Source organism: Paenibacillus sp. FSL P4-0113 (genome assembly GCF_038009305.1).
GTDB lineage: Bacteria > Bacillota > Bacilli > Paenibacillales > Paenibacillaceae > Paenibacillus > Paenibacillus polymyxa_D.
Map to the genome: position 1 here is coordinate 2,760,763 of NZ_JBBPAZ010000001.1, position 26,400 is coordinate 2,787,162.

The window sequence follows — 26,400 nt, forward strand, 5'->3', positions numbered from 1 at the left end:
TTTACATTCCAATTGAATTTGCCTTTTGAAAATAACTCCGTAGCTAACGATGTCAGTTAAAGCTTCTTCTAAAGCCTTCTATGGAATGCGGAGAAGCTCCGCTTCCTAAACCTCTTATTTCAGATATCTGTATTTCTTCCTGTAGTCTTCGTGTGCCTTTTGTTGTTCTTCTGGTGTCATAGTCAAAAGATTAAACTCGTCTGCAACGATCGGCAATTACTTCTTTTCGTTTTTCGTGTATTCGGATTTTATGGTGGAATTATCTCTGTTTAAATGGTTTGATTCTTAGTATCCCAAAGGTAAACTAAGTTTTCTGTTGTGTTTTGTCGATTTTCCAATAATTGAAATAGTTACTCAGCGGCACTTGACGTCAGATTCCTGTGGTGGATTTTTCCTCTTTATTTGAAAAAAAACACCCGGCAGGATGCGTACCGAGAGAAATACGGCATACACCCAAGCCGGGTAAGGGATTAGAAAATAATATCAATGGCCTCTAGCACATCTTGCTCCTGTTCGGATTGCCCGTTCAGGGAAATATCCTTCAACAGCACCGAAGGCTGTTCGCAAATTTGGGTGATGATCACGAGCAGGTCCTGAGCGAAATTGTCGATCAGATTGCGCGTAAACAACTTGGTAGCATATTCAAACTGCCCGTTCATTCCCTCATCCAGCAACGAAATGACCAAGGTAAGATCAAATTGGGAAACCGTATGAGTTTCCGGATAAGATTCGATCTTGATATCCCCGAAGCTTTGAACGTTATCTTCCTTGGTTTCCAGAACAAACATGACATCGAATACAGGATTGCGGCTTTGATCTCGCGGTGCCTGCAGCTTTTTCACAAGCTCCTCGAACGGATAATCCTGGTGGTCGTAGGCCCCCAGCATCGTTTCTTTGACTTCGTTCAAGTAAGCGAGGAACGTCTTCTCCCCGGACGGATAATGGCGAATCGCCAAAGTGTTGACAAACATTCCGATGAGCGGCTCTAGGTCGGCATGTGTGCGGCCCGAAACCGGCATGCCTACAATGAAGTCTTCTTGTCCCGAGTACTTGCTGAGCAGGATTGAATAGGCCGCCAATAACACCATATAAAGGGTGGCGCCGTTCTCATCGGCGATGCGCTGCAAGCTGTCGGTCATCTGCTTGTCGATGCTGAAAGGCAGCACATCTCCCTCAAAGCTGCGAGCGGCAGGTCTGACAAAGTCCGTAGGCAGTTCAAGCGTCGGCAGTTCGCCTTCCAGCACGTCCAGCCAGTAGGCTTCCTGACGTTTCAGTCGCTCTTTTACAGGTTCGGACTGCTGCCAAGCGGCGAATTCCTTGTATTGAATCCGAAGCGGTTCCAGAGTCTCGCCGTTATACAGGCGCAGCAGCTCTTCGACAAAGATGCCCATCGACATGCCATCCGTGACGATATGATGAATGTCCAGCATGAGCAGTTGCCGTTCCGCTTCCCATTCGACTAAGCCCACACGCAGCAGCGGCGGCCGCTCCAAATCAAAGACGCGCACAAAGCCGTCTACGATGCTCTTCGTTTCACTTTCCGTCGCTTTCGTATACTCGACGGCAAACTTCAAGTCCGGATAAATCCGTTGTACCGGTTCGCCGTCGACCATTTCGAAGCCGGTTCGCAAAATTTCGTGACGAGCTATCAATTCTTTGAGCGCCGCCTCGAATTGATTCCGTTCCAAGCGCCCGACGAGAACCGTCATGCCGGACATGTTGTAGCTAAGCTCGGCGCCTTCCATCTGCTGCTGGATGTACAGCCGTTTTTGCACGGAGGAAAGCGGATAGTAATCCCTCTTATCCAGAACCGGAATGGAGAGGTGTTCCTGCCGCTCCAATTGGCTGATCGCTTCGGCCATCGCTTCGATGGTCGAGTGCCGGAACACATCGCGCAGCGGCAGGTCCACGCTCAGCTCCTTGTGCACCTTGCTGACCAGTGTCGTCGCCCGCAGGGAGTGACCGCCGAGGTCGAAGAAGTTGTCCGTCACGCCAATCGTGACCGCCCCCAGCACGTCCTGCCAGATGGCGACCAGTTTCGCCTCCAGTTCGGTGCGCGGCGCCACATATTCGCGGCCTCCGCCTGCTCCCCCTTCCGGTGCCGGCAGCGCCTTCCGATCGATCTTTCCGTTCGGCGTCAAAGGCAGGTGCTCCAGCTCCACGAAGTACGACGGGATCATGTACCCCGGCAGCTCGCTGGCAATCGCCCGCTTCAGGTCCGCCGCCGTCAAGCCTTCTTCCGCTGTATAATAAGCGCACAAAGCTTTCTGACCTTCTTGATCTTCCCTGACGACGACGACCGCTTCCTTCACGCCACCTACACTCAGCAGCTTCGCTTCGACTTCACCCGTCTCAATCCGGTACCCCCGGATTTTCGCCTGGTTATCGATCCGGCCGATGAAGTCCACGTTCCCGTCCTCCATCCACCGCGCCAAGTCTCCCGTGCGGTACAACCGCTCGCCCGCGGCGAACGGACTGTCTACGAACTTCTCTTCTGTCAGCTCCGGACGGTTCAAGTACCCGCGCGCCACTCCGACTCCGCCGATAACCAGCTCGCCCAGCACCCCCACCGGCACCGGGTTCAGGTACGCGTCCACGATGTAGAATTTTGCATTCAGCCATGCTTTGCCGATCGGCACATGGCCTGTCTGCGGCAGCTTCGTCAGCTCCTCGTCGTAGAAACTGGAGTCGATTGCCGCTTCCGTCACACCGTATGCGTTGATGATCCGGAACAACGAGCCGAAGCGTTCCTGCAAGGTTCGGTAATCCGCCACGCTACAGCTGTCCGAGCTCGTGATCAACAGCTCCATCCAGCTTATATCCAGTTGCTGCTCGTGCACGTACTCCAGGAACGGCACGATCAGCGCTGGCGTCGATTCGAAGATGGTGACCCGCTCTCGCTCAATCCAGTAGTGCAGACGAGACGGATCGATCCGGTCGTCCTTCGGCACAATCACCATCGTGCCTCCGTTGTACAGCGTCCGCGCGATATCTCCCACGAACACGTCGAACGAGAAGCTTGCGAGCTGCAGCAGCCGCACCGGGAACTGATCCAACCGGTATTCCCGCCGGTAGCCCGCCGCCGTGTTCACCAGGCTGCGGTGCTCGATCATCACGCCCTTCGGCTTGCCCGTCGTTCCCGACGTGTAGATCACGTACGCCAGGTCCTCTGGACGGGCTTCATGGAAACTGTCGGCATTTGTCCGCTCCTCGCTGTACGACGCTTCGTCGTCCAGGTACAGCACCGCCGCCAGCGCCAGCTCCTCTTCGCCGAGCCAGGCTTCGGCACGCTCTCGCAGCGCCGTTTGCGTCAGCAGCACCTTCGCTCCGCTGTCTTCGAGCATGAACCGCACGCGCTCCGCCGGATAATCCGGGTCGAGCGGCACATACGCCCCGCCCGCTTTCCAGACGGCCAGCACGGCCACCAGCAAGTCCACCGAACGCTCGGCGAGAATGCCGACGATCGTCTCCCGGCCGATGCCGCTTGCGCGCAGCGTAGCCGCCAAGCGGTTCGCCCGCTCGTTCAGCTCCGCATACGTCAGCCGGTCGTTCTCGTACACGACGGCCGCCTCTTCCGGCGTGCGCTCCGCCTGTTCCTCGAACAGCCGGTGGAACGCGGCCGCCGGAGCCGCTTCCGGCTGCGCCGGGTTAAACGCGCCGAGAATTTGCTCTTTTTCCGCCGGTGTCAAAATGCCCAGCTCGGCAATAGTCGCCGACGGGTTGCGGAGAATGGATTCAAGCAGCTGCAAGTAGTGGGCGGCCAATTTCTCCACCGTTTCGGTTTTATAAAGAGCAGTGGCATATTCAAACAGATATTCCAAGCCTTCCTCGATCTCCGTGACGTCCAAGCTGAGATCGAATTTAGAAACAATTTCTTCGCTGGCATACGTCGACAAATGGAGTCCGGGAAGCTGGATTTCCAAATTCTCTGTATTCTGCAAAGCAAACATCGTATCGAACAGCGGATTGCGGCTTAAATCGCGAGCTACGTTCACCTTATCCACCAGTTCCTCAAACGGATAATTCTGATGTTCAAAAGCGCCCAGCGTCGTCTCCTTGATTTCCTTCAAGTAGTCAAGGAACGTTTTACCGGCAGCCGGATAACTGCGGATGGCCAGGGTATTGACGAACATCCCAATCAGCGGCTGAACGTCGCTGTGATTTCTTCCCGCAATCGGCGTACCGACCACCACGTCTTCTTGCCCTGTATACTTATGCAATAATATTGTATAACCAGCAAGCAGAACCATGTAAAGCGTTGCGCCGTTCTCGGCTGCAAGCCGTTTCAGACCCTCGCTTTTCTCGCTATCCATAAACAATTGCAGCGTGCGGCCCTCGTAGCTCTGCATAGCCGGGCGCGGATAGTCCGTCGGCAATTCCAAAACCGGCAGCTCTCCGCGGAACATGTCGAGCCAGTAGGCTTCCTGCTTGGCAAGCTGAGCTTTCTGCTCGTCCGATTGCTGCCATACCGCATAATCTTTGTACTGAATGCGGAGCGGCTCCAACTGCTCCCCGCTGTACAAGCGGACGAACTCTTCGATCAGTACGTCAATCGAAACGCCGTCGGATACGATATGATGCGTATCGAACATTAGAATGTGCCGGTCCGGCGCCAGTTCGGCAAGGCCTACCCGCAGAAGTGGCGGCTTCGCTAGATCAAACGGACGAACGAATTGGCGCACCGTTTCTTCCGCCTGCTCCCCGCTGATCTGCACATATTCCACCTGGAAGGCAGCTTCTTCGTAAATCCGCTGAACCGCTTCGCCTTTTACCATCTCAAAGCCGGTACGCAGCGTTTCATGACGAGCTACGAGCCCGCGGAACGCTTCTTCAAACCGCTGCCGGTCGAGCTTTCCTTCGAGCAGCATAGCTCCCGGTATGTTATAGCTCAGCTCGGCTCCTTCCAGCTGGTTCAAGATATAGAGACGTTTCTGAGCGGAAGAGAGCGGATAATACTCGCTAGGTTCCGCAGCCGGAATAGCCGTGAACGAGCCGATCTCTAGCCGCTCCATAGCCGCGGCCATTTCCTCAACCGTCGAGTAGCGGAATACGTCGCGAAGCGGGAATTCAACACCTAGCTCCTTATGCATTTTGCTGACAAGCGTCGTCGCCCGCAGGGAGTGACCGCCGAGGTCGAAGAAGTTGTCCGTTACGCCTACCGCCTTCTCCCGAACAAGCACATCCTGCCAAATGGCGGCCAGCTTCGCCTCCAGTTCGGTGCGCGGCGCCACGTATTCGCGGCCTTCGCCTGCTCCCCCTTCCGGTGCCGGCAGCGCCTTCCGGTCAATCTTTCCGTTCGGCGTCAGAGGCAGGCGCTCCAGCTCCACGAAGTACGACGGGATCATGTACCCCGGCAGCTCGCTGGCAATCGCCCGCTTCAGGTCCGCCGCCGTCAAGCCTTCTTCCGCTGTATAATAAGCGCACAAAGCTTTCTGACCTTCTTGATCTTCCCTGACGACGACGACCGCTTCCTTCACGCCACCTACACTCAGCAGCTTCGCTTCGACTTCACCCGTCTCAATCCGGTACCCCCGGATTTTCGCCTGGTTATCGATCCGGCCGATGAAGTCCACGTTCCCGTCTTCCATCCACCGCGCCAAGTCTCCCGTGCGGTACAACCGCTCGCCCGCGGCAAACGGACTGTCTACGAACTTCTCTTCTGTCAGCTCCGGACGGTTCAAGTACCCGCGCGCCACTCCGACTCCGCCGATAACCAGCTCGCCCAGCACCCCGACCGGCACCGGGTTCAGGTGCGCGTCCACGATGTAGAATTTCGCATTCAGCCACGCTTTGCCGATCGGCACATGGCCTGTCTGCGGCAGCTTCGTCAGCTCCTCGTCGTAGAAACTGGAGTCGATTGCCGCTTCCGTCACACCGTATGCGTTGATGATCCGGAACAACGAGCCGAAGCGTTCCTGCAAGGTCCGGTAATCCGCCACGCTGCAGCTGTCCGAGCTCGTGATCAACAGCTCCATCCATCTCATATCCAGCCGCTGCTCGTGCACGTACTCCAGGAACGGCACGATCAGCGCCGGCGTCGATTCGAAGATGGTGACCCGCTCCCGCTCCATCCAGTAGTGCAGACGAGACGGATCGATCCGGTCGTCCTTCGGCATAATCACCATCGTGCCTCCGTTGTACAGCGTCCGCGCGATATCTCCCACGAACACGTCAAACGAGAAGCTTGCGAGCTGCAGCAGCCGCACCGGGAACTGATCCAACCGGTATTCCCGACGGTAGCCCGCCGCCGTGTTCACCAGGCTGCGGTGTTCGATCATCACGCCCTTCGGCTTGCCCGTCGTTCCCGACGTGTAGATCACGTACGCCAGATCCTCCGGACGGGCTTCATGGAAGCTGTCGGCATTTGTCCGCTCCTCGCTGTACGACGCTTCGTCGTCCAGGTACAGCACCGCCGCCAGCGCCAGCTCCTCTTCGCCGAGCCATGCTTCGGCACGCTCTCGCAGCGGCGTTTGCGTCAGCAGTACCTTCGCTCCGCTGTCTTCGAGCATGAACCGCACGCGCTCCGCCGGATAATCCGGGTCGAGCGGCACATACGCCCCGCCCGCTTTCCAGACGGCCAGCACGGCCACCAGCAAATCCACCGAACGCTCGGCGAGAATGCCGACGATCGTCTCCCGGCCGATGCCGCTTGCTCGCAGCGTGGCCGCCAAGCGATTCGCCCGCTCGTTCAGCTCCGCATACGTCAGTCGGTCGTTCTCGTACACGACGGCCGCCGCTTCCGGCGTGCGCTCCGCCTGTTCCTCAAACAGCCGGTGGAACGCGGCCGCCGGAGCCGCTTCCGGCTGCGCCGGGTTAAACGCGCCGAGAATTTGCTCTTTTTCCGCCGCCGTCAAAAGCTCCAACTGATTCACGCGGATGTTCGGGTTAGCCGCAACCTTCTCCAGTACCCGGGCAAAATGACCGTGGATCAGCCTGATATCTTCCTCTCTGAACGTCAGCGCATTGTACGTAAACCGCAGCAAAATATGCTCTTCTGGAATGACGGTAATGTCCAGGTCGTAGTTCGTTTGCTCCGGCGACTGGATATTAGCGATTTTCAGCGCTTCTTTGTCTCCGCCGACGACCTGCTCAATCTGTTCTTCCATCGGATAATTTTCAAAGACCATGATATGGTTGATCAAGTCGCGCTTTTGCTCGCTCAGCGACTGAATTTCGAACAGCGGGAACGTTTCGTAAGCTCCCGATGCCAGCGCTTGATCCTGGGTTTTTCTCAAGATATCGGCTACCGTCTCCTCGGCTTTGCCTTGAATACGGACCGGGATCGTATTAATAAACAGGCCGATCATGCTTTCGATGCCCGGAATTTCCGCCGGACGCCCGGATACGACGGAGCCGAATACGACATCCTCGCTGTTGTTGTATACCTGCAGAACCAGCCCCCAAACGGTCTGCATGAACGTATTGAGCGTCACCTGCTGCTGGCGCGCCACCCGCTCGATTTGCCCGGTCAGTTCCTTGCTGAGTTCCACATTGATTTCAGCCGCTTCAAAAGCGCCCTGCTTCAGCTGCGTTTTCTCCTGGGGCAGCTTGGTCTGCTGATCGTAACCCGCCAAATACTCGGACCAGTAACGCGAAGCTTTCGCGGCATCTTGAGCTTCCAGCCATTCGATATACCGGGAGTACGAGGTAGCCGGAGGAAGCTCCAGCGTCCGCTTCTCCTGGAACGCGAAGTAGGTGTCGAACACTTCCTTGATCATGAAGGACATGCACCAGCCGTCCATCAAAATGTGATGGTGACTCCAGACCACATGGTAGGACTCGTCGCCCGTGCGCAAAACTGTCACGCGCATAAGAGAGCCTCGGGCCAAATCGAACTTGTTCGCTTTATCCGCGCTGACGAAATCGGCTATCGTCTTCTCCGGGTCTTCATCGCTTACCGAGCGAATATCTTCGAAGTACACTTCACACTTCCGCTCGCGGAATACCACTTGAATCGGCTCGTCTCTCCAGCCGGTAATAAAGTTGGTCCGCAACGCCTCATTCCGCTGCACCAGTGTATCCAATCCTTGGGTGAAGGCTTCGACATTCAGGCTTCCGTATAGATCGAAGGTCACCTGTTCGAAGTAAGCTTCCGAATCGGCATCCAGCAGGCTGTGGAACAACATCCCTTTTTGCAGCGGAGTCAGGGTGTATACATTCTCCAGTTCGCCGAGCGCCGCCGTATGTTCGGCCAGCCGCTCCAGTTCCTCCAACGTCACATCTTGAAGCAGTACGTCGCTAGGTGTAAGCTCCGGCCGCTCTTTCGATACGCAATGGCTGATGACTTCACGCAAGCTCGATTGAAGCAGGGTGCCTAGGCGCTCTACCGTTTCCCGTTTATACTGGGTTTCCCCATAACGGATCGTGAGTTCCAGCACTCCTTCCGACACCATACCGTTGATATCGAGGACAAAATCCATCACTGCATTCGGGCTTGATTCGGAGCCCGGGCTGAACAAAGACGGCTGCGAGCCGCTGCTTTCGTAATCCTGGTCGAACTGACCCAAATAGTTAAAGCTGATCTCCGGCTCCAAAGCGAAGCGCTCGCCGTCACGCGACGCCGACAAATAACGCAGGATGCCGTAGCCGATTCCTTTGTTCGGAATGCGGCGCAAGCTTTCCTTAACCTGTTTCACCTGATGACCGAGCGCCTGGGCGTGACCCGGCTCCAGAACGACAGGGAATTGGCTTGTAAACCAGCCTACTGTGCGCGTAATGTCCACATCCGGCAAAATATCTTCCCGGCCGTGGCCTTCGAGATTCACCAGCACGCGTTCCCGGCCGCTCCAAGCTTGTACCGCGAGGCCAAGCGCAGCAAGCAGCAAATCGTTCATTTCCGTATGGTAAGCACGGTGTGCCTGCTTCAGCAGCTGTTCGGTTTCCTCTGCCGTCCAGCGAACGGTCACGAGCCCGCTGTCCTTCAGCTTGGATCTGCCTTGTTCAAAATCCTTCGGAAGCGGCTCATAGGTCAATTGCTCGATATGTTGCCAATACTCTCTCTCGCTTTCCATCGCCGGACCGTTCGCATAATCAGCGAGCTGTTTCGCCCACGTTTGGAATGAATCCGTTTTGAGCGGCAGACGGATCGGCTGCCCTTGCAGCGCCTGCTCATAGCCGGCAGCAAAATCCTCAAGCAGAACCCGCCAGGATACGCCGTCTACGACCAAGTGATGGATCGCGATGAGCAGGTGGTCGCCGTCGTCGCAGCGGAACAAGCCGAGCTTCACCAGCGGACCGTTTTCCAGATCGATGCTCGCTTGAATGTCATTCGCCTTAGCCTCTACCGCTTCTTTCACGTCGCCGACTCCTTTGAAATCGACAACTTCCAGATCGAACAGCGCTTCGTTCTCCCCGGCGCCGCGGTTCCAGGCGGTATAGCTGTTCTCGGTTTGGCGGTAAACCGTACGGAGAGCATCGTGATGCACGACAAGCTGACGCACCGCTTGGCGTAAAGCTTCTTTGTCAAAGCCTTGCTTGGAGAACTGCATGAACGCCTGGTTGCTGTGATGTACGTCAGCCGGATTTTGTTCAAAGAACCAGCGCTGAATCGGGGTCAAGATGACCTCTCCCGTCACTTCGGCCTGGTTTGCCGTTCTCTCCGCCGTTTGCAGGTGCAAACTAAGGGCGGTAATCGTCGGGTAATGGAACAAATCTTTCATGACCAGCTTGTACCCCGTTTGCAAAAGACGGGACGATACCTGCAAGGCCTTGATCGAATCGCCGCCGAGCGCAAAGAAATTGTCCATCGTGCCGACCTGATCCACGCCCAGCACTGACTGCCAGACCGACGCAAGTGCCTGCTCGGCAGGAGTACGAGGCGCGGTGTATGCAACCTCGGCACGAATGCTTCCTTCCGGCACAGGCAGCGCTTTACGGTCGATCTTCCCGTTCGGCGTAAGCGGCATTTGATCCAGGCGCATGATGCGCGAAGGCACCATATGGGAAGGCAGCGCGGCGTCCAGATGGGCTACAAGCCCTTCCAGATCGAAGCTGGAATCCGCTACGACATACCCGCACAAATATTTCTGCCCCCGCTCGTCCGTCCGGTCGATGACAAGCGCTTGACGCACGCCGGCAAAATTTTTCATGGCCGCTTCAATTTCACCAAGCTCGATCCGATAGCCGCGAATTTTCACCTGGTTGTCGATCCGGCCGATGAAGTCCACGTTGCCGTCCGGCATCCAGCGCGCCAGGTCGCCCGTCCGGTACAGCCGCTCCCCAGCGGCGAACGGGCTGTCTACGAATTTCTCCGCCGTCAAATCCGAGCGGTTCAAGTAACCGCGGGCCACACCCGCTCCGCCGATAACCAGCTCGCCCAACACTCCGATCGGCACCGGCTTCAGATTCGCATCCACGATGTAGAACTTGGCGTTCAGCCACGCTTTCCCGATCGGCACGCTGCCCTTCTTCGGCAACTTCTCCAGCGGCTCGTCATAGAAGCTGGAGTCAATCGCTGCTTCTGTTACGCCGTAGCTGTTAATAATACGGAACTGCGAGCCGAAGCGCTCCTGCAAGGTACGGTAATCCGCTACGCTGCACGAATCTGAGCTTGTGATCAGCAGATGCATCGAGCTGAGGTCCAGGCCCTCGGCATGCACATGCTCCATGAACGGCACGATCAGCGCCGGAGTCGATTCGAACACCGTCACGGCGTAGTCGCGAATCCAGCCGTAGAGGCGGGTTGGATCAATCCGGTCGTCCTTCGGCACGATGACCATGGTGCCGCCGTTGTACAGCGTCCGCGCAATATCGCCGACGAACACGTCGAACGAGAAGCTCGCGAGCTGCAGCAGCCGGATCGGGAACTGATCCAGGCGGTATTCCCGCCGGTAGCCCGCCGCCGTGTTCACCAGGCTGCGGTGCTCGATCATCACGCCCTTCGGCTTGCCCGTCGTACCGGAGGTGTAGATGACGTAAGCCAAATCGCGCGGCTTGTTCACATTCGCCGGATTCGATGCGAGATCCGCCGCTAGTACGTTCTTCTCGGCTTCTGCCGTGGCGGACATTTCGGCAGAAGCCGTTTCCGCTTGCGCCAAAGCCTCCGCCTCTGCGCCTGCTTCGCCCAAAGCTTGTACGCCCACAGCCGCTCCGAGGCTGTACGTCGTGGCGTCGTCAAGCGCAAGCACCGTTTGCAGCACTAGAGCTCCGTCGCTGCGCCAAGCTTCCGCCTGCTCCAGCAGGCGGGTCTGCGTGAGCAGCACCGACGCCCCGCTGTCCGCGAGCATATACTCGATCCGCTCCGCCGGATAGTCCGGGTCGAGCGGCACATAAGCGCCGCCCGCTTTCCATACGGCGAGCACCCCGATCAACAGCTCCGCCGAACGGCCGGCCAAAATGCCGACCACCTGCTCCGGCTTCACCCCGCGCGCCCGCAGTGCATACGCCAGACGATTCGCTTTGGCGTTCAGCTCCGCATACGTCAGCTTGCTGTCTTCGTAGACAACCGCCAGCGCTCCCGGAGTGCGCTCCGCCTGCTCCTCGAACAGCTCGTGGAACGTTCTCTCTCTCCACGACTCATCCGCTTCCAAACCTGTACCCTCTGCGGCGGGTTGCTTCGCAAGAGCCGAAGACGACACGTCAAACCCGACCAGCAAATCATGCTTTTCGCTGTCCGGCAAGATATCCAAATCTGAAATCCGCGCACCCGGCTGAGCCAAGATCGACGCCAAAAGCTGCTCGTAATGACCCGCCAGCCGTTCCATCGTTTCCTGTCTAAACAACGAGGTAGCGTACTCGATCTTGCAAACCAGCTCGTTATCGGCTTCCACGATATCCAAGCTAAGATCAAACTTTGCCGTCTTTTCCTCGATGTCGAACAGCGACCATTGCAAGCCTTCCAGGGTTAAATCCAAGCTTTCGTGTTTTTGCAAAGAAAACATGGTGTCAAACAGAGGATTCCGGCTTAAATCCCGGCTCACCTGAAGAGCTTCCACCAACTCCTCGAACGGATAGTCCTGGTGCTCGTAGGCTCCAAGCGTCGTTTCCTTCACTTCCTGCAAGTAATCCAGGAACGTCCGCTCCGCCGCCGGACCCAAGCGAAGGGCCAGCGTATTGACGAACATGCCGATAATCGGCTGCAGGTCGGCGTGAGAACGGGCGGCAATCGGAGTGCCGACCACTATATCTTCCTGTCCCGCGTATTTATGAAGCAATACGGAGTACGCAGCCAGCAGAAGCATGTATAGCGTCGCCCCCGAATCGCCGGCAAGCCGTTTGAGAGCTTCACTTTTCTCCGCATCCAGCGTAAACGTGAGCGTTTGACCGTCAAACTGCTGGACGGCCGGGCGGGAGAAGTCGAGAGGCAGCTCAAGAACCGGAAGCTCGGAGCTGAATACCTCGCGCCAGTATTCCTCCTGCCGTTTGATGCGCTGGCGCTGCTCCTCGGATTGCTGCCAAACGGCGTAATCCTTGTATTGAATCCGCAGCTCCGGCAATTCTTCCCCATTGTAAAGCCGCACGAATTCGCGCAGCAGCACGTCCATGGAAAGGCCGTCGGAACCAATATGATGAATATCCAGCGCGAGCAGGAATTTCTCTTTCTCCAGTTCGATCAGCAGGGCGCGCAGCAAAGGCGGCTGGGTCAAGTCAAAAGGCTGAATGAAGCCTTCAAGAATGGCCGCAACCTGATCTTCGCTTGCTTGAAGCTTCTTGACCTTGAAAGCTACGAGCGGATGAATACGCTGAACCGGCTCCCCATTCACGATTTCAAAACCGGTGCGCAGCATATCGTGCCGGGCCACCAAAGTAGTCAGCGCCTTTTCCACTTTGACCTCGTTCAAAGCCCCTTCCAATTGCAAGGCGCTTGGGAGGTTATAATTCAGCTCCGAACTATCCAGCTGGTGCAGGACGTACAGCCTTTTTTGCGCGGAGGAAACCGGATAGTACGCTTTCTCTTCCGCTTTCGGAATCGAGCAGTGCCGCGTTTCTTCCAAGCTGGCAATAGCCCCGGCCATCGACTCTACCGTCGTATAGCGGAACACATCGCGCAGCGGAAGTTCGACGTTCATTTCCTTCTGAATCTTGCTGACAAGGTTCGTCGCCCGCAAGGAGTGGCCTCCGAGCTCGAAGAAGTTGTCCAGGACTCCAATGCCGGAGTAGCCCAGCACTTCCTCCCAGATCTTCACAAGCTGGGACTCCGTCTGGTTACGCGGCGCTACGTATTCGACGCCCGTTTGTAAGCCGCCTTGCGGCTCCGGCAGCGCTTTGCGGTCCACTTTGCCGTTGGTCGTCAGCGGCATGCGCTCCAGCTGCACGAAGTACGACGGGATCATGTATCCCGGCATTTCCTGGGCCAGCGAGGTTCTCATTTCGCTGACCGTCAGCATCCGGTCCGCCACAAAGTAGGCGACAAGCGCCTTCTCGCCCCCGCCGTCCTGACGAGCGAGCACCACCGCTTCTTCCACGCCCCGGGCGTTCAGAAGCTGCGTCTCGATTTCGTCCAGCTCGATCCGGTACCCGCGGATCTTCACCTGATGATCGATCCGGCCCAGGTATTCGATGTTGCCGTCCGGTAGCCAAGCCGCCAAGTCGCCCGAGCGGTACAGTTTCTCCCCCTCCGCAAACGGGGAATCGACGAACTTCTCCGCCGTCAGATCCGGACGGTTCAGGTATCCTCTCGCAAGGCCTTCCCCAGCCACGTACATTTCGCCCGCTACGCCGATCGGCACAGGGCGGCGGTTTTCATCCAGGACGTACACCTTCAGCGTCGGGATCGGCTTGCCGATATTGCTCTTCGCCGCCTCCATTTCGACCCACGTGATTTCCTTATATGTAACGTGAACCGTCGTCTCGGTAATGCCGTACATATTGATCAGCTTCGTCTCCGGGTACTTCGTCTTGAAGCCCTTGAGCTGCAGCGGACTCAGCGCTTCGCCCCCAAAGATGACGTTTCGAATCCGCAAATCGTACGGATGGTCCGCCAAGACCTCACGCAGCAGCTGGTAGAAGTACGTTGGCGTCTGGTTCAAAATGGTAACCTGTTCGCGGCCCAGCAGCGCCAGGAAATCGGCCGGATTTTTCGCCGTCAGCGGCGGTACGATGACCAGCTTGCCTCCGTTCAGCAGCGCTCCGTACATTTCCCAGACGGAGAAATCGAAGCAGAACGAGTGGAACAGCGTCCACGTGTCGGACGGCCCGAAGTCGAACAGGTTCTTGTCGTTGAACAGGAGGCGCACGACGTTCTTATGCTCGATCAGCGTTCCTTTCGGTCTGCCGGTCGTTCCCGACGTGTAGATGACATATGCCAGGTTGCCCGGCCCGGAAATTGGCTCCAGGTTCGAAGCGTCCAGCGCACCTTCGGAGTCCGCCCCTCTGTCGCCCCAAACGAAATCGTCCAATTCGAGGCGCGTTCCTGCGAAGTCGGTCTTCTCATGCAGATGCTTTTGAATCAGCAATAACGGCGCGCCCGAATCCTCGATCATAAAGCGGATACGCTCCTCCGGGTAGTCGGGATCGACAGGCACGTAGGCTCCGCCCGCTTTGAGAATCGCCAGAATGCCGACAACCATATCGAGCGAGCGTTCGGCCAGAATCGCTACCAGTTGGTCCGCTTCTACTCCCGTCTCCCGCAGCTTCCGCGCAAGGCGGTTGGATCGCTCGTTCAGCTCACGGTAGGTCAGCTGCCGCTCGTTCATGACGGCGGCCACGTTATCCGGGTAAAGCTCCGCCTGTTCTTCGAACAAGCCGTGAATCGTCTGCTGCCGCGGGTAGTCCGCCTCCGAATCGTTGAAACCGCGCACCAGCTCGCGGATTTCCTCCTCCTTGAGCATTTCCAGCGAGGTAATATCCCCGTCCGGCGCTGCTGCGATGGTTTCAAGCAGCTTGTCATAATGTCTGGCGAACCGCTCCGCGGTCTCCTGCTTATACAAAGCCGTAGCGTACTCCAACCGACATTCGAGCTGACCGTCTAGCTCCGAAATGTCCAGGAGCAGCTCGAACTTGGATGTTCGGTTTTCCAGCGGATAAAATGATTGCTCCAGCCCCTCGATGACAATTTGCTCGTTCTCCGTATTTTGCAGGGAGAAGAACGTGTCAAAGAGCGGATTCCGGCCAGTCGCGCGCGGAATGTGAAGACTTTCCACCAAGTCTTCGAACAAATAATTTTGGTGTTCGAAAGCCCCGAGCGTGATTTCCTTGATTTCTTCCAGGTACGAAAGGTACGGCTTGGAACGCTCCGGACGGCTGCGAATGGCCAGCGTGTTGATAAACATCCCTACGATCGGCTGCACTTCTTCCTGTGTTCTTCCGGCAATCGGCGTTCCTACGATCAGATCTTCCTGACCCGAATATTTATGCATAAGGATGGTGTAAGCCGACAGCAGCACCATGTACAGGGTCGTCCCTGTCCGTGCCGCCAGCTCTTTCAGCTTCTCCGTCCGATCTTTCTCGATATAAAACTTCACGGTTCGGCCGTCAAAGCTTTGCACCGCAGGCCGCGGGAAGTCCGTCGGTAGCTCCAAGACCGGCAGCTCGCCCGACAGCTGTTCCAGCCAATACTCCTTCTGCGGCTGGAGCATCTGCCCGTAAGCTTCGGAATGCTGCCAAACGGCATAATCTTTGTATTGAATGCGCAGCGGGGCCAGCTCCTCGCCCCGATACAGGCGGCTGAACTCATCGAAGAGCAGCGCTGTCGAAATGCCGTCCGAGACGATATGGTGCATATCGAACAGCAGAATGTGGCGATCCTCGGCGACTTCGATTAGGCCGATGCGGAAAAGTGGCGGCTTGGTCAGATCAAACGGGTGATAGTAAGCTTCCACCACTTGCTCTACTTCCCGCTCGCTCGCTTGGAAATAATCTACAGCAAACTCCACCTCGTCATAGATGCGCTGGACAAGCTCGCCTTGAACCTGCTCGATCCCGGTACGCAGCGTCTCATGGCGCTGAATCAGCGCCCGGAACGCGTGCTCGACGCGCGTGCGGTCCAGCTTGCCTTCGAGAAGAAGCGCCGCCGACATATTGTAGCTGCGCTCGGCCCCGTCAAGCTGGCGCAGGACGTACAGACGCTTTTGTTCGGATGAAACCGGATAGTACTCGGCCTCAGCCGCCTTTGTAATCTCATACGTCTCCTGCTGCCTTAAACCGCCGATTCTTTGGGCCAACTGTTCGATCGTGGTGTAGCGGAAAACTTCCCGCAGGGGAACCTCGACTTGCAGCTCTTTCCGAATCTTGGAAACCAGCGTGGAGGCCCGCAAGGAATGACCACCCAAGTCAAAGAAATCGTCTTGGACTCCAACTCGCGCAATACCCAGCACCTGCTGCCAAATGAGAGCAAGTCTTGTTTCCAGCGTTGTGCGAGGAGCCACATACTCACGGCCTGCTTCTACCTCTCCGGTCGGTTCAGGCAGCGCTTTACGGTCAATTTTGCCGTTCGGCGTGAGCGGAAGCTTATCAAGAGACACCAGCCGGGCCGGGACCATATGGGCCGGCAGCTTTTGCTTCAATTGGGACAGCAGATCGCTCAGTTGCAAGGAAGCATCCGCCGCCACGTAGCCGCACAAATACTTTTGCCCCTGCTCATCCATACGGTCGGTCACCACAGCCTGCTTGACGCCCGGGAAACGCAGCAGGGCCGTTTCAATTTCGCCGAGTTCGATCCGGAACCCGCGAATTTTCACCTGATAGTCGATCCGGCCGATGAAGTCGACGTTGCCGTCTTCCAGCCAGCGGGCCAAATCGCCTGTCCGGTACAGACGTTCGCCCGGCACAAACGGGCTGTCCGCAAACTTCTCGGCGGTTAGATCCGGACGGTTCCAGTACCCGCGCGCCACCCCGGCGCCGCCGATGACAAGCTCGCCCGGAACCCCTACAGGAACCGGCTTTAACGCGGCATCGACAATGTAAAACCGGGCGTTCAGCCAAGCTTTGCCGATCGGCACATGACCCGACGACGGCAGCTTATCCAGCGGCTCACCGTAAAAGCTGCTGTCAATGGCCGCTTCGGTAACTCCATAGCTGTTGATGATGCGGAATTGTCCGCCGAATCTTTCCTGCAGCAATCGGTAATCGGTGACACTGCAAGCATCCGAGCTGGTAATCAGCAACTGCATGGAGCTAACGTCCAGCCCTTCTTCATAAATATGCTGCATGAACGGCAGGATGAGCGCAGGCGTCGATTCGAATACCGTAATGTTTTGGTCCCGAATCCAGCCGTATAAGAGGTTCGGATCAATCCGGTCATCCTTCGGCACAATCACCATCGTGCCTCCGTTATACAGCGTCCGCGCGATGTCTCCGACGAACACGTCAAACGAGAAGCTGGCCAACTGCAGCAGCCGCACCGGAAACTGATCCAACCGGTACTCGCGACGGTACGCATCCGCCGTATTCACGAGACTGCCGTGCTCGATCATGACGCCTTTCGGGCGTCCCGTCGTACCCGAGGTGTAAATCACATAAGCCAAGTCTTGCGGGGCGCTGTTGGCAGATTCAAATTCCACGGCTAAGGCATCCCCGTTATAAATCTGTTCATCGTCCATGGCATAGACAGCTTGAAGCTTCAGCCGGTCATCGGCCAACCAACCTCCGGCCCGCTCCAACAGATGACGCTGCGTAAGCAGCACCGATGCATCGCTATCGCTGAGCATGTACTCAATCCGCTCCGCCGGATAATCGGGGTCCAGTGGTACATAGGCTCCGCCGGCTTTCCAAACGGCGAGCACCCCGACCAGCAGTTCCACCGAACGCTCCGCCCAGATCCCCGTAATCGTCTCCCTTCCCACGCCCTGTTCGCGAAGGAGAGAAGCCAGCCGCTCGGCGCGTTCGTTCAATTCGCCGTAGGTCAGCTGTTTGTCCATGTAGACGACTGCCGGATGATCTGGAATTTCTCGAGCAAACTTTTCAACATACCGATGAAACGCTTCTCCCTCGCTCAGCCCTGCCACCGGCGGGTTAAAAACGCCCAGAATGCGGTGTCTCTCCTCATCGCTCAGCAGAGAAATCTCGCGTACCGGCAGTTCGGGAGTCTGAAGAAACTGGTCCAGAACGGTTACATACTGTTCCATAATCCGATCAATCTCGGCCGTCTCGAACAAGCCGGTACGATAGGAAGCATGGAGAATGACATGTCCTTCATTCAGCATATGGTCGAAGCGCAGCAGCAAATCGTCCATCTCGTGCCTAGCGAAGTGAGCCTCCAGGCGTACCTTGATTTCTTCGTACTCCACGATTTTCAAAGGCAGATATTCCAGAGACGTGCGGAACAGCCCCGAAAGATCGTTGCGGCCGTGTTGTTCGCGTAAATCCTGGATCAATTGGTTATAAGGGTATTTCTGATACCGCAGATCCGCCGTATTTTCCTTGGAAACCGTTTGGATCAAGGAAAGCACGTTCCTGTCTGGATTCAGACGAATCCGCGTAGCCACGGTGCTGACGAACATGCCAATCGTTTCTTTTTCCTTCTTGCTGGTGCGATTGGCAAAAACCGTGCCGACCGGAACATCGGTGCTGTCGGTCAGCTTGTACAATAAAACGTACATGGCGGACAGAAATAATGTATATAAGCTGATCTGATATTGTTCGCTGAAGGCCAGAATGCGTTCATACCGGGAACCGTCCAAAGTGATGGACAGTTTATTGGATTCGCTGCCGATCAAGAATGGCGGATACGATTTAATGCCGGTCGTTTCAGGCAAAGTGTTGTACTTCGTCAGCCAGTATTCCTTGCCTTTCTGATAACGCTGCGATTGCTCATATTCACGCTCCGCGGAAATATAATCTAGATAGGAAGGGGGCTGGTAACTGCTGGAGATGCCTTTGCGCAGTTCCAGGTATTTTTCCATCACCGCATGCAGCAAAGCATTGACGGACAAGCCGTCGGCGATAATATGGTTTACCGTCAAATTGAGCCATACTTGGCCGTTCGCAAAATGAATAATCGTAAATTCGTAGAGGTGTTCGTCGAACACGCTGGCCGGTTTTTCGCTTACTTCCTTCACCCAAGCATAGAATTGTTCGATTGTGCCTATTTCGAGGCGGCTTATCCTAGCTTGGACATTCTCCGGCTCTTCGAACCACTGCGTTGGATTTTGCAAATCCCCGCTAATGCGGATTCGGAAAACGTCATAGGTTTTGACGATCTCTGCCGCCGCTTGCTTCAGAAGCTGTGTGTTGATCTCGCCCGTAATCTGGTAGGTCGCGGAAAGCATCGTGATGGACGTTCCCGGATTCATAATTTCCATGAACCATATTCGGCGCTGGGCTTGCGTTAATCCATATTGCTCGTTGGTATTCTCTGTCACATCGACACACTCCCGGTTTAGAGATTCTTTATAGATAGGCTTTGTACCTAGATGTCACTTAGTCACTCTTAGAAGAACCGCGCAGGCCATTCCCGGAACGGCTCCATCGGACTCTTCCTCATTTTTCGTGTCTACGTTTTCTGGTAACTACCGGTTATAAAGTCATACCTTGGATTACTAAAAGACTCTGTCGCATTCGCGAGCAAGAAGCCGCCCGCCGTAAAGCGGATCTAGCCGTACAGCCGGGCGTAAAAACCTCCGAGCGCCAGCAGGTCCTGATGGCGGCCCCGCTCGACGACCGTCCCTTGGTTCATGACGGTAATCAAATCCGCATGTTCCACGGTGCTGAGTCGGTGGGCGATCAGAATGGTGGTGCGCCCCTTCATCAATACGTTCAAGGCCTGCTGTACCCAATGCTGGGATTCGTTATCCAGCGCGGAAGTCGCTTCGTCCAGCAGCAGAATCGGGGCGTTTTTGAGAATCGCCCGTGCGATCGCAATTCGCTGCCTTTGTCCGCCCGACAACGACGCTCCTCTCTCTCCCACCGGCGTTTTATACTGTTCAGGAAGTTCCTGAATGAAATGGTGAGCGTACGCCGCTTTGGCCGCTTCGATCACTTCTTCATCCGTTGCATCCGGGTTGCCGTAGCGGATGTTTTCCTCAATCGTGCCGGTAAACAAGAATGGCTCCTGCGGAACGTATGCAATCTGCCTGCGGATTTCTTCCAGCGTGTAATGGCCGAACGGTTTGCCTTGGAGCAGGATTTCTCCGCTGTCCACAGGATAAAAGCCGAGCAGCAGCTTGATCAGCGTACTTTTGCCGCTGCCGCTAGTCCCCACGATAGCGGCGACCTGGCCGGGAAACACCTGCATGGAGATGTCGACAAGCACCTTTTTATCCGCCTGATAGGAAAATTCCACATCGCGAAACTCCACCGCAGCCTCCGACACGAGCTCGCTGTGAGGAGATCCCAAACGCTCCGGTTCCTCTTCCTCTCTTAGTACCTCTTGAATCCGATGAGCGCCCGCGAGCGAATTTTGGGTCATCGACAGAACCATCCCCAAGTTCAACAAGGCATGCGTCAGATTCACTTGCAGAACCGCCAGGGCGGCGACGCTTCCCATTCCCATCAGTCCGTAGGCATAAAGAAGACTGCCGATGACGATGATGCCGCAGAACGTGACGTAGCTGATAAAATGATTCACCGCAGCCTGCATGCCATTCTTCTGCGCGGTTTGCCGAAGCGTCTGCGTCATTTGTTCGTTCAACGCCTCGTACTGGCCGTAAATCGTGCGGATGCGGAACAGCTTCACAATTTGAATGCCGCCCATAAAATCTTTGAATTTTTCGGTCATTTTACCGAGCGTTAGCAAGCCTTGTTCGGACAAGGCGCGAATATCCCGCGCAAATTTCAGGCTGACCACGGAGGACAGCAGCAGAATGACGAAGGATACGCCGGCAAACCGCCAATCGATCAACACCATGGAGACAATGGAGCCGATGCAAAAGACAACTTGAAGCAGCAAAACGAAGTAAACCTGCGAGAATGTAAACTCAACGGTCGTTACGTCGTTGTTCACCCGCGACAGCAAGTCCCCATGGTGCGTCTGCTCCAGGAATCTCGGCCGCACCCGGCACAGCTTGTCATAAAGACGTTCGCGGATATTCAGCACAGTCAGCTCGACACTGCGCTGGTTTAAGTAAATGAACCAGGGAGAAATCACATTTTCCAGGAACAAGACCGCGCCCAAAATAATAAAGGCTTCCACCATCAGGGACGTATCCCGGGACACGGCGAAATCAACCAAGTTATGTACGACCAAGCTGAAGGCGATCAGGAACAATGTCTGGGTGAGCGCCGTCACGGCCAGGCCAATGGCGTACTGGGTTTTGCGCTTGCGGTTCATAAACATCAGCAAGTAGCCGAGTTCTTTCACTTGCGAGAGCCATCCGCCCTTTTTCATGTGTACGCCACCTCCCTGCGTTCGGCAGACTCAGTAAATTCCTGATAGTACGACTGGGCGTACAGTCCCTTCATCTTCAACAATTGTTCATGAGTGCCCTTTTCAACAATACTCCCCTGTTCCATGACCCAAATTTCGTCGGCGTTTTGTACTGTAGAAAGCCGGTGGGCAATAACCATCGTCGTTCTCTGCTTCATCAATACGCCCAGCGCTTCCTGAACCGCGCTTTCCGACTCCGGATCAAGAGCCGACGTTGGCTCGTCCAGCAGCAGAACGGGAGCATCCTTCAGAAAAGCCCGGGCCATTGCAATGCGCTGGCGCTGCCCGCCGGACAAAAAGCCTCCGCGCTCTCCGACATACGTCTGGTAGCCGTCGGGCAGCTGCATAATGAAGGAATGCGCCTGAGCGGCTTTGGCGGCTTCTATAATCTCGTCCATCGACGCTACTTCCCGCCCGTAGCCGATATTTTCAGCGATCGTGCCGCTAAACAAATATGAATCCTGGGTTACCACGGAAAAATGCGACCGAAGCTGCTCCGGATCGGCGCCGTGGATCAGGCTGCCGAACACGCGGATCTCGCCCTGGTCCTCCGGAAGCGGATAAAAGCCGTATACAAGCTTAAACACCGTGCTCTTCCCTCCGCCGCTCGCTCCGACAAGCGCGATCGTCTTCCCTTCCGGCACAGAGAAGCTAACATTCCGCAGGATCGGGGATCTCTCCTCATACCCGAAGGTTACGTTCTGAAACTCGATGGGGGAGGCGCTCGCTTTCGGAAGCGAACGGCCATTTTCCGTTTCGGTCGGCTGCTCGACGATTTCGGAGACCCTTCTCAGGGCACCGGCCATTTCGAACGTCCGCGTGATGAGCTCGGGAATATGCTCCAGCGGCTCCAGACACAGATTCAGCAAGTACAGGAAGGCGATCAGCTCCCCCGCGCCTAGCTGCCCTTTGTAGATCAAATAGCTTCCGTAACTGACGGCGAAAATGATCGGGCTGATCATCAGCGTGGAAAGCAGCGGGTTGACCCAGGCTTCCCGCTTTTTCACGGCCAGCTTTTTTTGAGCCGTCAATTGCAGCAGCACTTGGTAGGAGCGAGATAACATGCCGGATAGCAGGTAGCTTTTTACAATAGGCATACCTCCAAGTGTATCCTGGAGGTTGACGTTCATTCGGCCCATGTTCGCCTGGGCTTCCTCCGTCAACCGCTCCAACTGCTTGCCGATCCATTGGGAAACCAGCAGCGCTACGGGAAATAACAGCAGGCTGTACAGCATCAGCTCCCATTGGAGGTAGATCAAATAAGTGAAACAGCCGATGAACAACAGCGGATGATAAAACCACTGGGCGAGGTCCCGAATCATAAACTGCTGGATGAGCTGCAGGTCGTTGTTGATCCGCGACAATACGTCGCCGGAGTGCTGCTTTTCCAAATAGGAGACCGGGAGTTTGCCGATATGACGCATGACATGGTTGCGGATATCCTGCACCGCAGAGGCGCTGCTTCGCTCCACGCCGAAGCTCATGAAAAACTTCGCCGGCACACCGATCAAGATGACCACAAAGACCGTGTACACGATTTGCAGAACGATTGGCCCCGCCCCCTTCTCGGCCTGGGTGGTCAGCTGCTCGATCAAACTTCCCGTCCATATCTCAATAACGGCGGCGGCAATCGCGGACAAGACACCGACGATCATCCAGCCTTTGTGACGGCTTACATAGGACATCAACCAGCGGAACGCTTTCCAGGCGGCGTAAGCGGTTTGACGCTTGGAAGGCGCCGCTGTGCCTTGTTCTAGAACAGACGGCTGGCGGTCAGCTTCCATGCAGTACCCCGGCCTCCGCTTCGATCTGCCGCTTGACTTGCTCTAAGATGTCCCGGATGACGACGGCCGTTTCTTCCACGCGCGCGAGTTCCAGCAATTCCTCGTGCGCACCCTCCAGCCGGTAATCGGCGTAAGCTTGCGTCGTTGCCCCCCGCCAGGAAGGCAATTGGTGCTCCAGGCGGAACGCTTCGCTGTCCTTCGCAATCAGTTCGTAAATCCGGGCCGGGATCGTGCCGGAATTAATAAGCTGCGCTTCGTACGCCAAGGTCGCTTTGACCTTCCGATGAACCCGCTCCCGCACGAGCGGGTTGCTCATTAATTCCTTCTCTTCTTCGTCGAAATCGGCAAGCATTTCTTCAAGCTCTTTCTCCGACGTTTCGGAAGACGTCAGCGTGTCCTTAATCCACGAGTCCACCATGAGCACGTCCGTTACGGAATAGCCTCTTTTCTCCATCGTTTTGGCTACCTCGAACGTCAGGTTGCCTCCAAAGCAGTAGCCGAGCAGCACGTAAGGTCCTTCCGGCTGGATGCGGACGATCTCGTCCACATAACGGTTCAGCATGGCCTCGTAATCGACGGCATCGTCGATAAAATCAATGCCGTAGAGCACGAACCCGCCGTCGAGCCTGCTTGCAAGCTCTCGATAACCGATGCCAAAGCCGCTGCCTGGAGGGAAGCAGAACACGTTCAGATCTCCTGCTTTATTCAACTTAATGAAGGAGTCTCCCCCTTTATCCAGGCCCTGATCCCCCTCTCCGAAAGCCATGGCCTCAACGGTTACATGATGGAATTGGCGGTTCAGCGGTATCTCAATGCCCGTTTCATCGTAAACGGCTTGAACGAGCCTCATCAGACTTAACGAATTGCCACCCAACTCAAAAAAGTTATCCTTTACGCCGACCTGCGGAACGCCAAGCGTATCCTGCCAGACGCGGGCGATCTTCATTTCGAGCAGCGTTCTCGGCGCGACATATTCCGTTCCTCCGTCCGCGGCTTCCTCCGGCGCGGGCAGCGCTTTGCGGTCGATTTTCCCGTTCGGGGTCAGCGGCATCCGCGAAAGCTGCACGAGGTACGAAGGAATCATATAACCCGGAAGCTGCTTGGCGAGCTCCTCTTTGAGTTCATTCGCCGCCAGCCTCGTTTCTGCGACGTAATAAGCGACAAGTTGCTTATGGCCGTTCGCGTCGTCGCAGTCGAGCACCTTGGCTTCTTGCACGGCGGCGATCTTCAGCAGCTGCGTCTCGATTTCGTCCAGCTCGATCCGGTACCCGCGGATTTTCACCTGGTGGTCGATCCGGCCCAGGTATTCGATGTTGCCGTCCGGCAGCCAAGCCGCCAAGTCACCCGAGCGGTACAGTTTCTCCCCCTCCGCAAACGGGGAATCGACGAACTTCTCCGCCGTCAGATCCGGACGGTTCAGGTATCCTCTCGCAAGGCCTTCCCCGGCCACGTACATTTCGCCCGCTACGCCAATCGGCACAGGGCGGCGGTTTTCATCAAGGATGTACACCCTCAGCGTCGGGATCGGCTTGCCGATATTACTCTTCGCCGCCTCCATTTCGACCCACGTGATTTCCTTATATGTCACGTGAACCGTCGTCTCGGTAATGCCGTACATATTGATCAGCTTCGTCTCCGGGTACTTCGTCTTGAAGCCCTTGAGCAGCAGCGGACTCAGCGCTTCGCCCCCAAAGATGACGTTGCGAATCCGCAGATCGTACGGATGGTCCGCCAAGACCTTACGCAGCAGCTGGTAGAAGTACGTTGGCGTCTGGTTCAAAATCGTGACCTGTTCGCGGCCCAGCAGCGCCAGGAAATCGGCCGGATTTTTCGCCGTCAGCGGCGGTACGATGACCAGCTTGCCTCCGTTCAGCAGCGCTCCGTACATTTCCCAGACAGAGAAATCGAAGCAGAACGAGTGGAACAGCGTCCACGTGTCGGACGGCCCAAAGTCGAACAGGTTCTTGTCGTTGAACAGGAGGCGCACGACGTTCTTATGCTCGATCAGCGTTCCTTTCGGTCTGCCGGTCGTTCCCGACGTGTAGATGACATATGCCAGGTTGCCCGGCCCGGAAATCGGCTCCAGGTTCGAAGCGTCCAGCGCATCGGCGGAGTCCGCCCCTCTGTCGCCCCAAACGAAATCGTCCAATTCGAGGCGCGTTCCTGCGAAGTCGGTCTTCTCATGCAGATGCTTCTGAATCAGCAATAACGGCGCGCCCGAATCCTCAATCATGAAGCGGATGCGCTCCTCCGGGTAGTCGGGATCGACAGGCACGTAGGCTCCGCCCGCTTTGAGAATCGCCAGAATGCCGACAACCATATCGAGCGAGCGTTCGGCCAGAATCGCTACCAGCTGATCCGCTTCTACTCCCGTCTTTCGCAGCTTCCGCGCAAGGCGGTTGGATCGCTCGTTCAGCTCGCGGTAGGTCAGCTGCCGCTCGTTCATGACGGCGGCCACGTTGTCCGGGTAAAGCTCCGCCTGTTCTTCGAACAAGCCGTAAATCGTTTTCCCCCGCTCGAACCCGGTTTCGGTGTCATTAAATCGCTTCAGCAGCGTCTCCCTCTCGTCTGGGGACAGCACATCGGCTTGTCCGAGCTCCAGATCCGGCTGAAATAAAAGCACGGACAGCAGCCGAACAAGATGGTCGGCCGCCTGGTCCACAAATGCCCGCTCGTACCGCTGCCCGTCAAAGCTTATTTCCAGCTCAATGGAGTGGTTTTGACGGTCGAAGCGAAAAACTGTATCGGCCGCCACCCGGTTACCCAGCGGTTCCGGATGAATCGGGGCGAAGGATGCGACGGTGTTGACGACCGGGAGGCCGTCCCCCGTATAGTCCAGATGGAGCGGCTCCACCATTTTCCGAAAAGGCAGGTGCTGATGCTCCAGCGCCTCGCCGATGGAAGCTTTGATGCCCCCGAGCAGCGTTTTCAGCGTAGTCTGGCGGCTTACGGACGTCTTGATCACCAAGATGTCATGCGGCGGCGGAGTCCCGTCGGGGTCTGCTCTATAAGAAGGCATGCCGACCAGCACTTGGTCCCGCCCGGTATATTTGAACAGCAGGCTTTTTACTCCTGCCAAAACAATCATGTACAAAGCCAAATCCGAACCGTTGGCGAGGCAAATGATTCTCTCCGAGAGTTCGCTCGGCAGAGTACGGTGAAGCAAACCCGGCTCGGCCGCAGCTTCCCCGTCGGCGTATAATTTGGAGGATTGACTGTAGGGAAGGAAGCTCAGGCTGTCATCGGCGTCAAACTTGCCGCTCCAGTACCGTTCTTCCTTTTCAAACAAAGATTTCATTTGTACCTCCCCTAAAAATGAAGTGACCGCATGCCCCGGCGCAGGTCCGAAAAAGCATGCTTTCGGCCTGCGCGTTT

The 26,400-nt window shown here is 56.4% G+C and carries 4 protein-coding genes; all 4 read right to left on the reverse strand.

The window, feature by feature from the left end; genetic code table 11:
* Positions 1-470: 470 nt before the first annotated feature.
* Entirely contained in the window at positions 471-19,238 is an 18,768-nt protein-coding gene (locus MKX46_RS11815) for a non-ribosomal peptide synthetase (RefSeq protein WP_341071261.1), read from the reverse strand.
* Positions 19,239-19,468: 230 nt separating this feature from the next.
* The gene (locus MKX46_RS11820; RefSeq protein WP_029517531.1) at positions 19,469-21,202 is read right to left on the reverse strand and encodes an ABC transporter ATP-binding protein; all 1,734 of its coding nucleotides are present in this window, start codon (positions 21,200-21,202) and stop codon (positions 19,469-19,471) included.
* Entirely contained in the window at positions 21,199-23,025 is a 1,827-nt protein-coding gene (locus MKX46_RS11825) for an ABC transporter ATP-binding protein (RefSeq protein WP_029517530.1), read from the reverse strand. The genes MKX46_RS11820 and MKX46_RS11825 overlap by 4 nt, the downstream gene beginning before the upstream one ends.
* The gene (locus MKX46_RS11830; protein ID WP_341071262.1) at positions 23,015-26,323 is read right to left on the reverse strand and encodes a non-ribosomal peptide synthetase; all 3,309 of its coding nucleotides are present in this window, start codon (positions 26,321-26,323) and stop codon (positions 23,015-23,017) included. The genes MKX46_RS11825 and MKX46_RS11830 overlap by 11 nt, the downstream gene beginning before the upstream one ends.
* Positions 26,324-26,400 lie beyond the last annotated feature (77 nt).

Bases quoted from the DNA above. Each gene is read 5' to 3' on its own strand.
- MKX46_RS11820 (WP_029517531.1), bottom strand. From the start codon at position 21,202: ATGAAAAAGGGCGGATGGCTCTCGCAAGTGAAAGAACTCGGCTACTTG.
- MKX46_RS11825 (WP_029517530.1), bottom strand. From the start codon at position 23,025: ATGGAAGCTGACCGCCAGCCGTCTGTTCTAGAACAAGGCACAGCGGCG.
- MKX46_RS11830 (WP_341071262.1), bottom strand. From the start codon at position 26,323: ATGAAATCTTTGTTTGAAAAGGAAGAACGGTACTGGAGCGGCAAGTTT.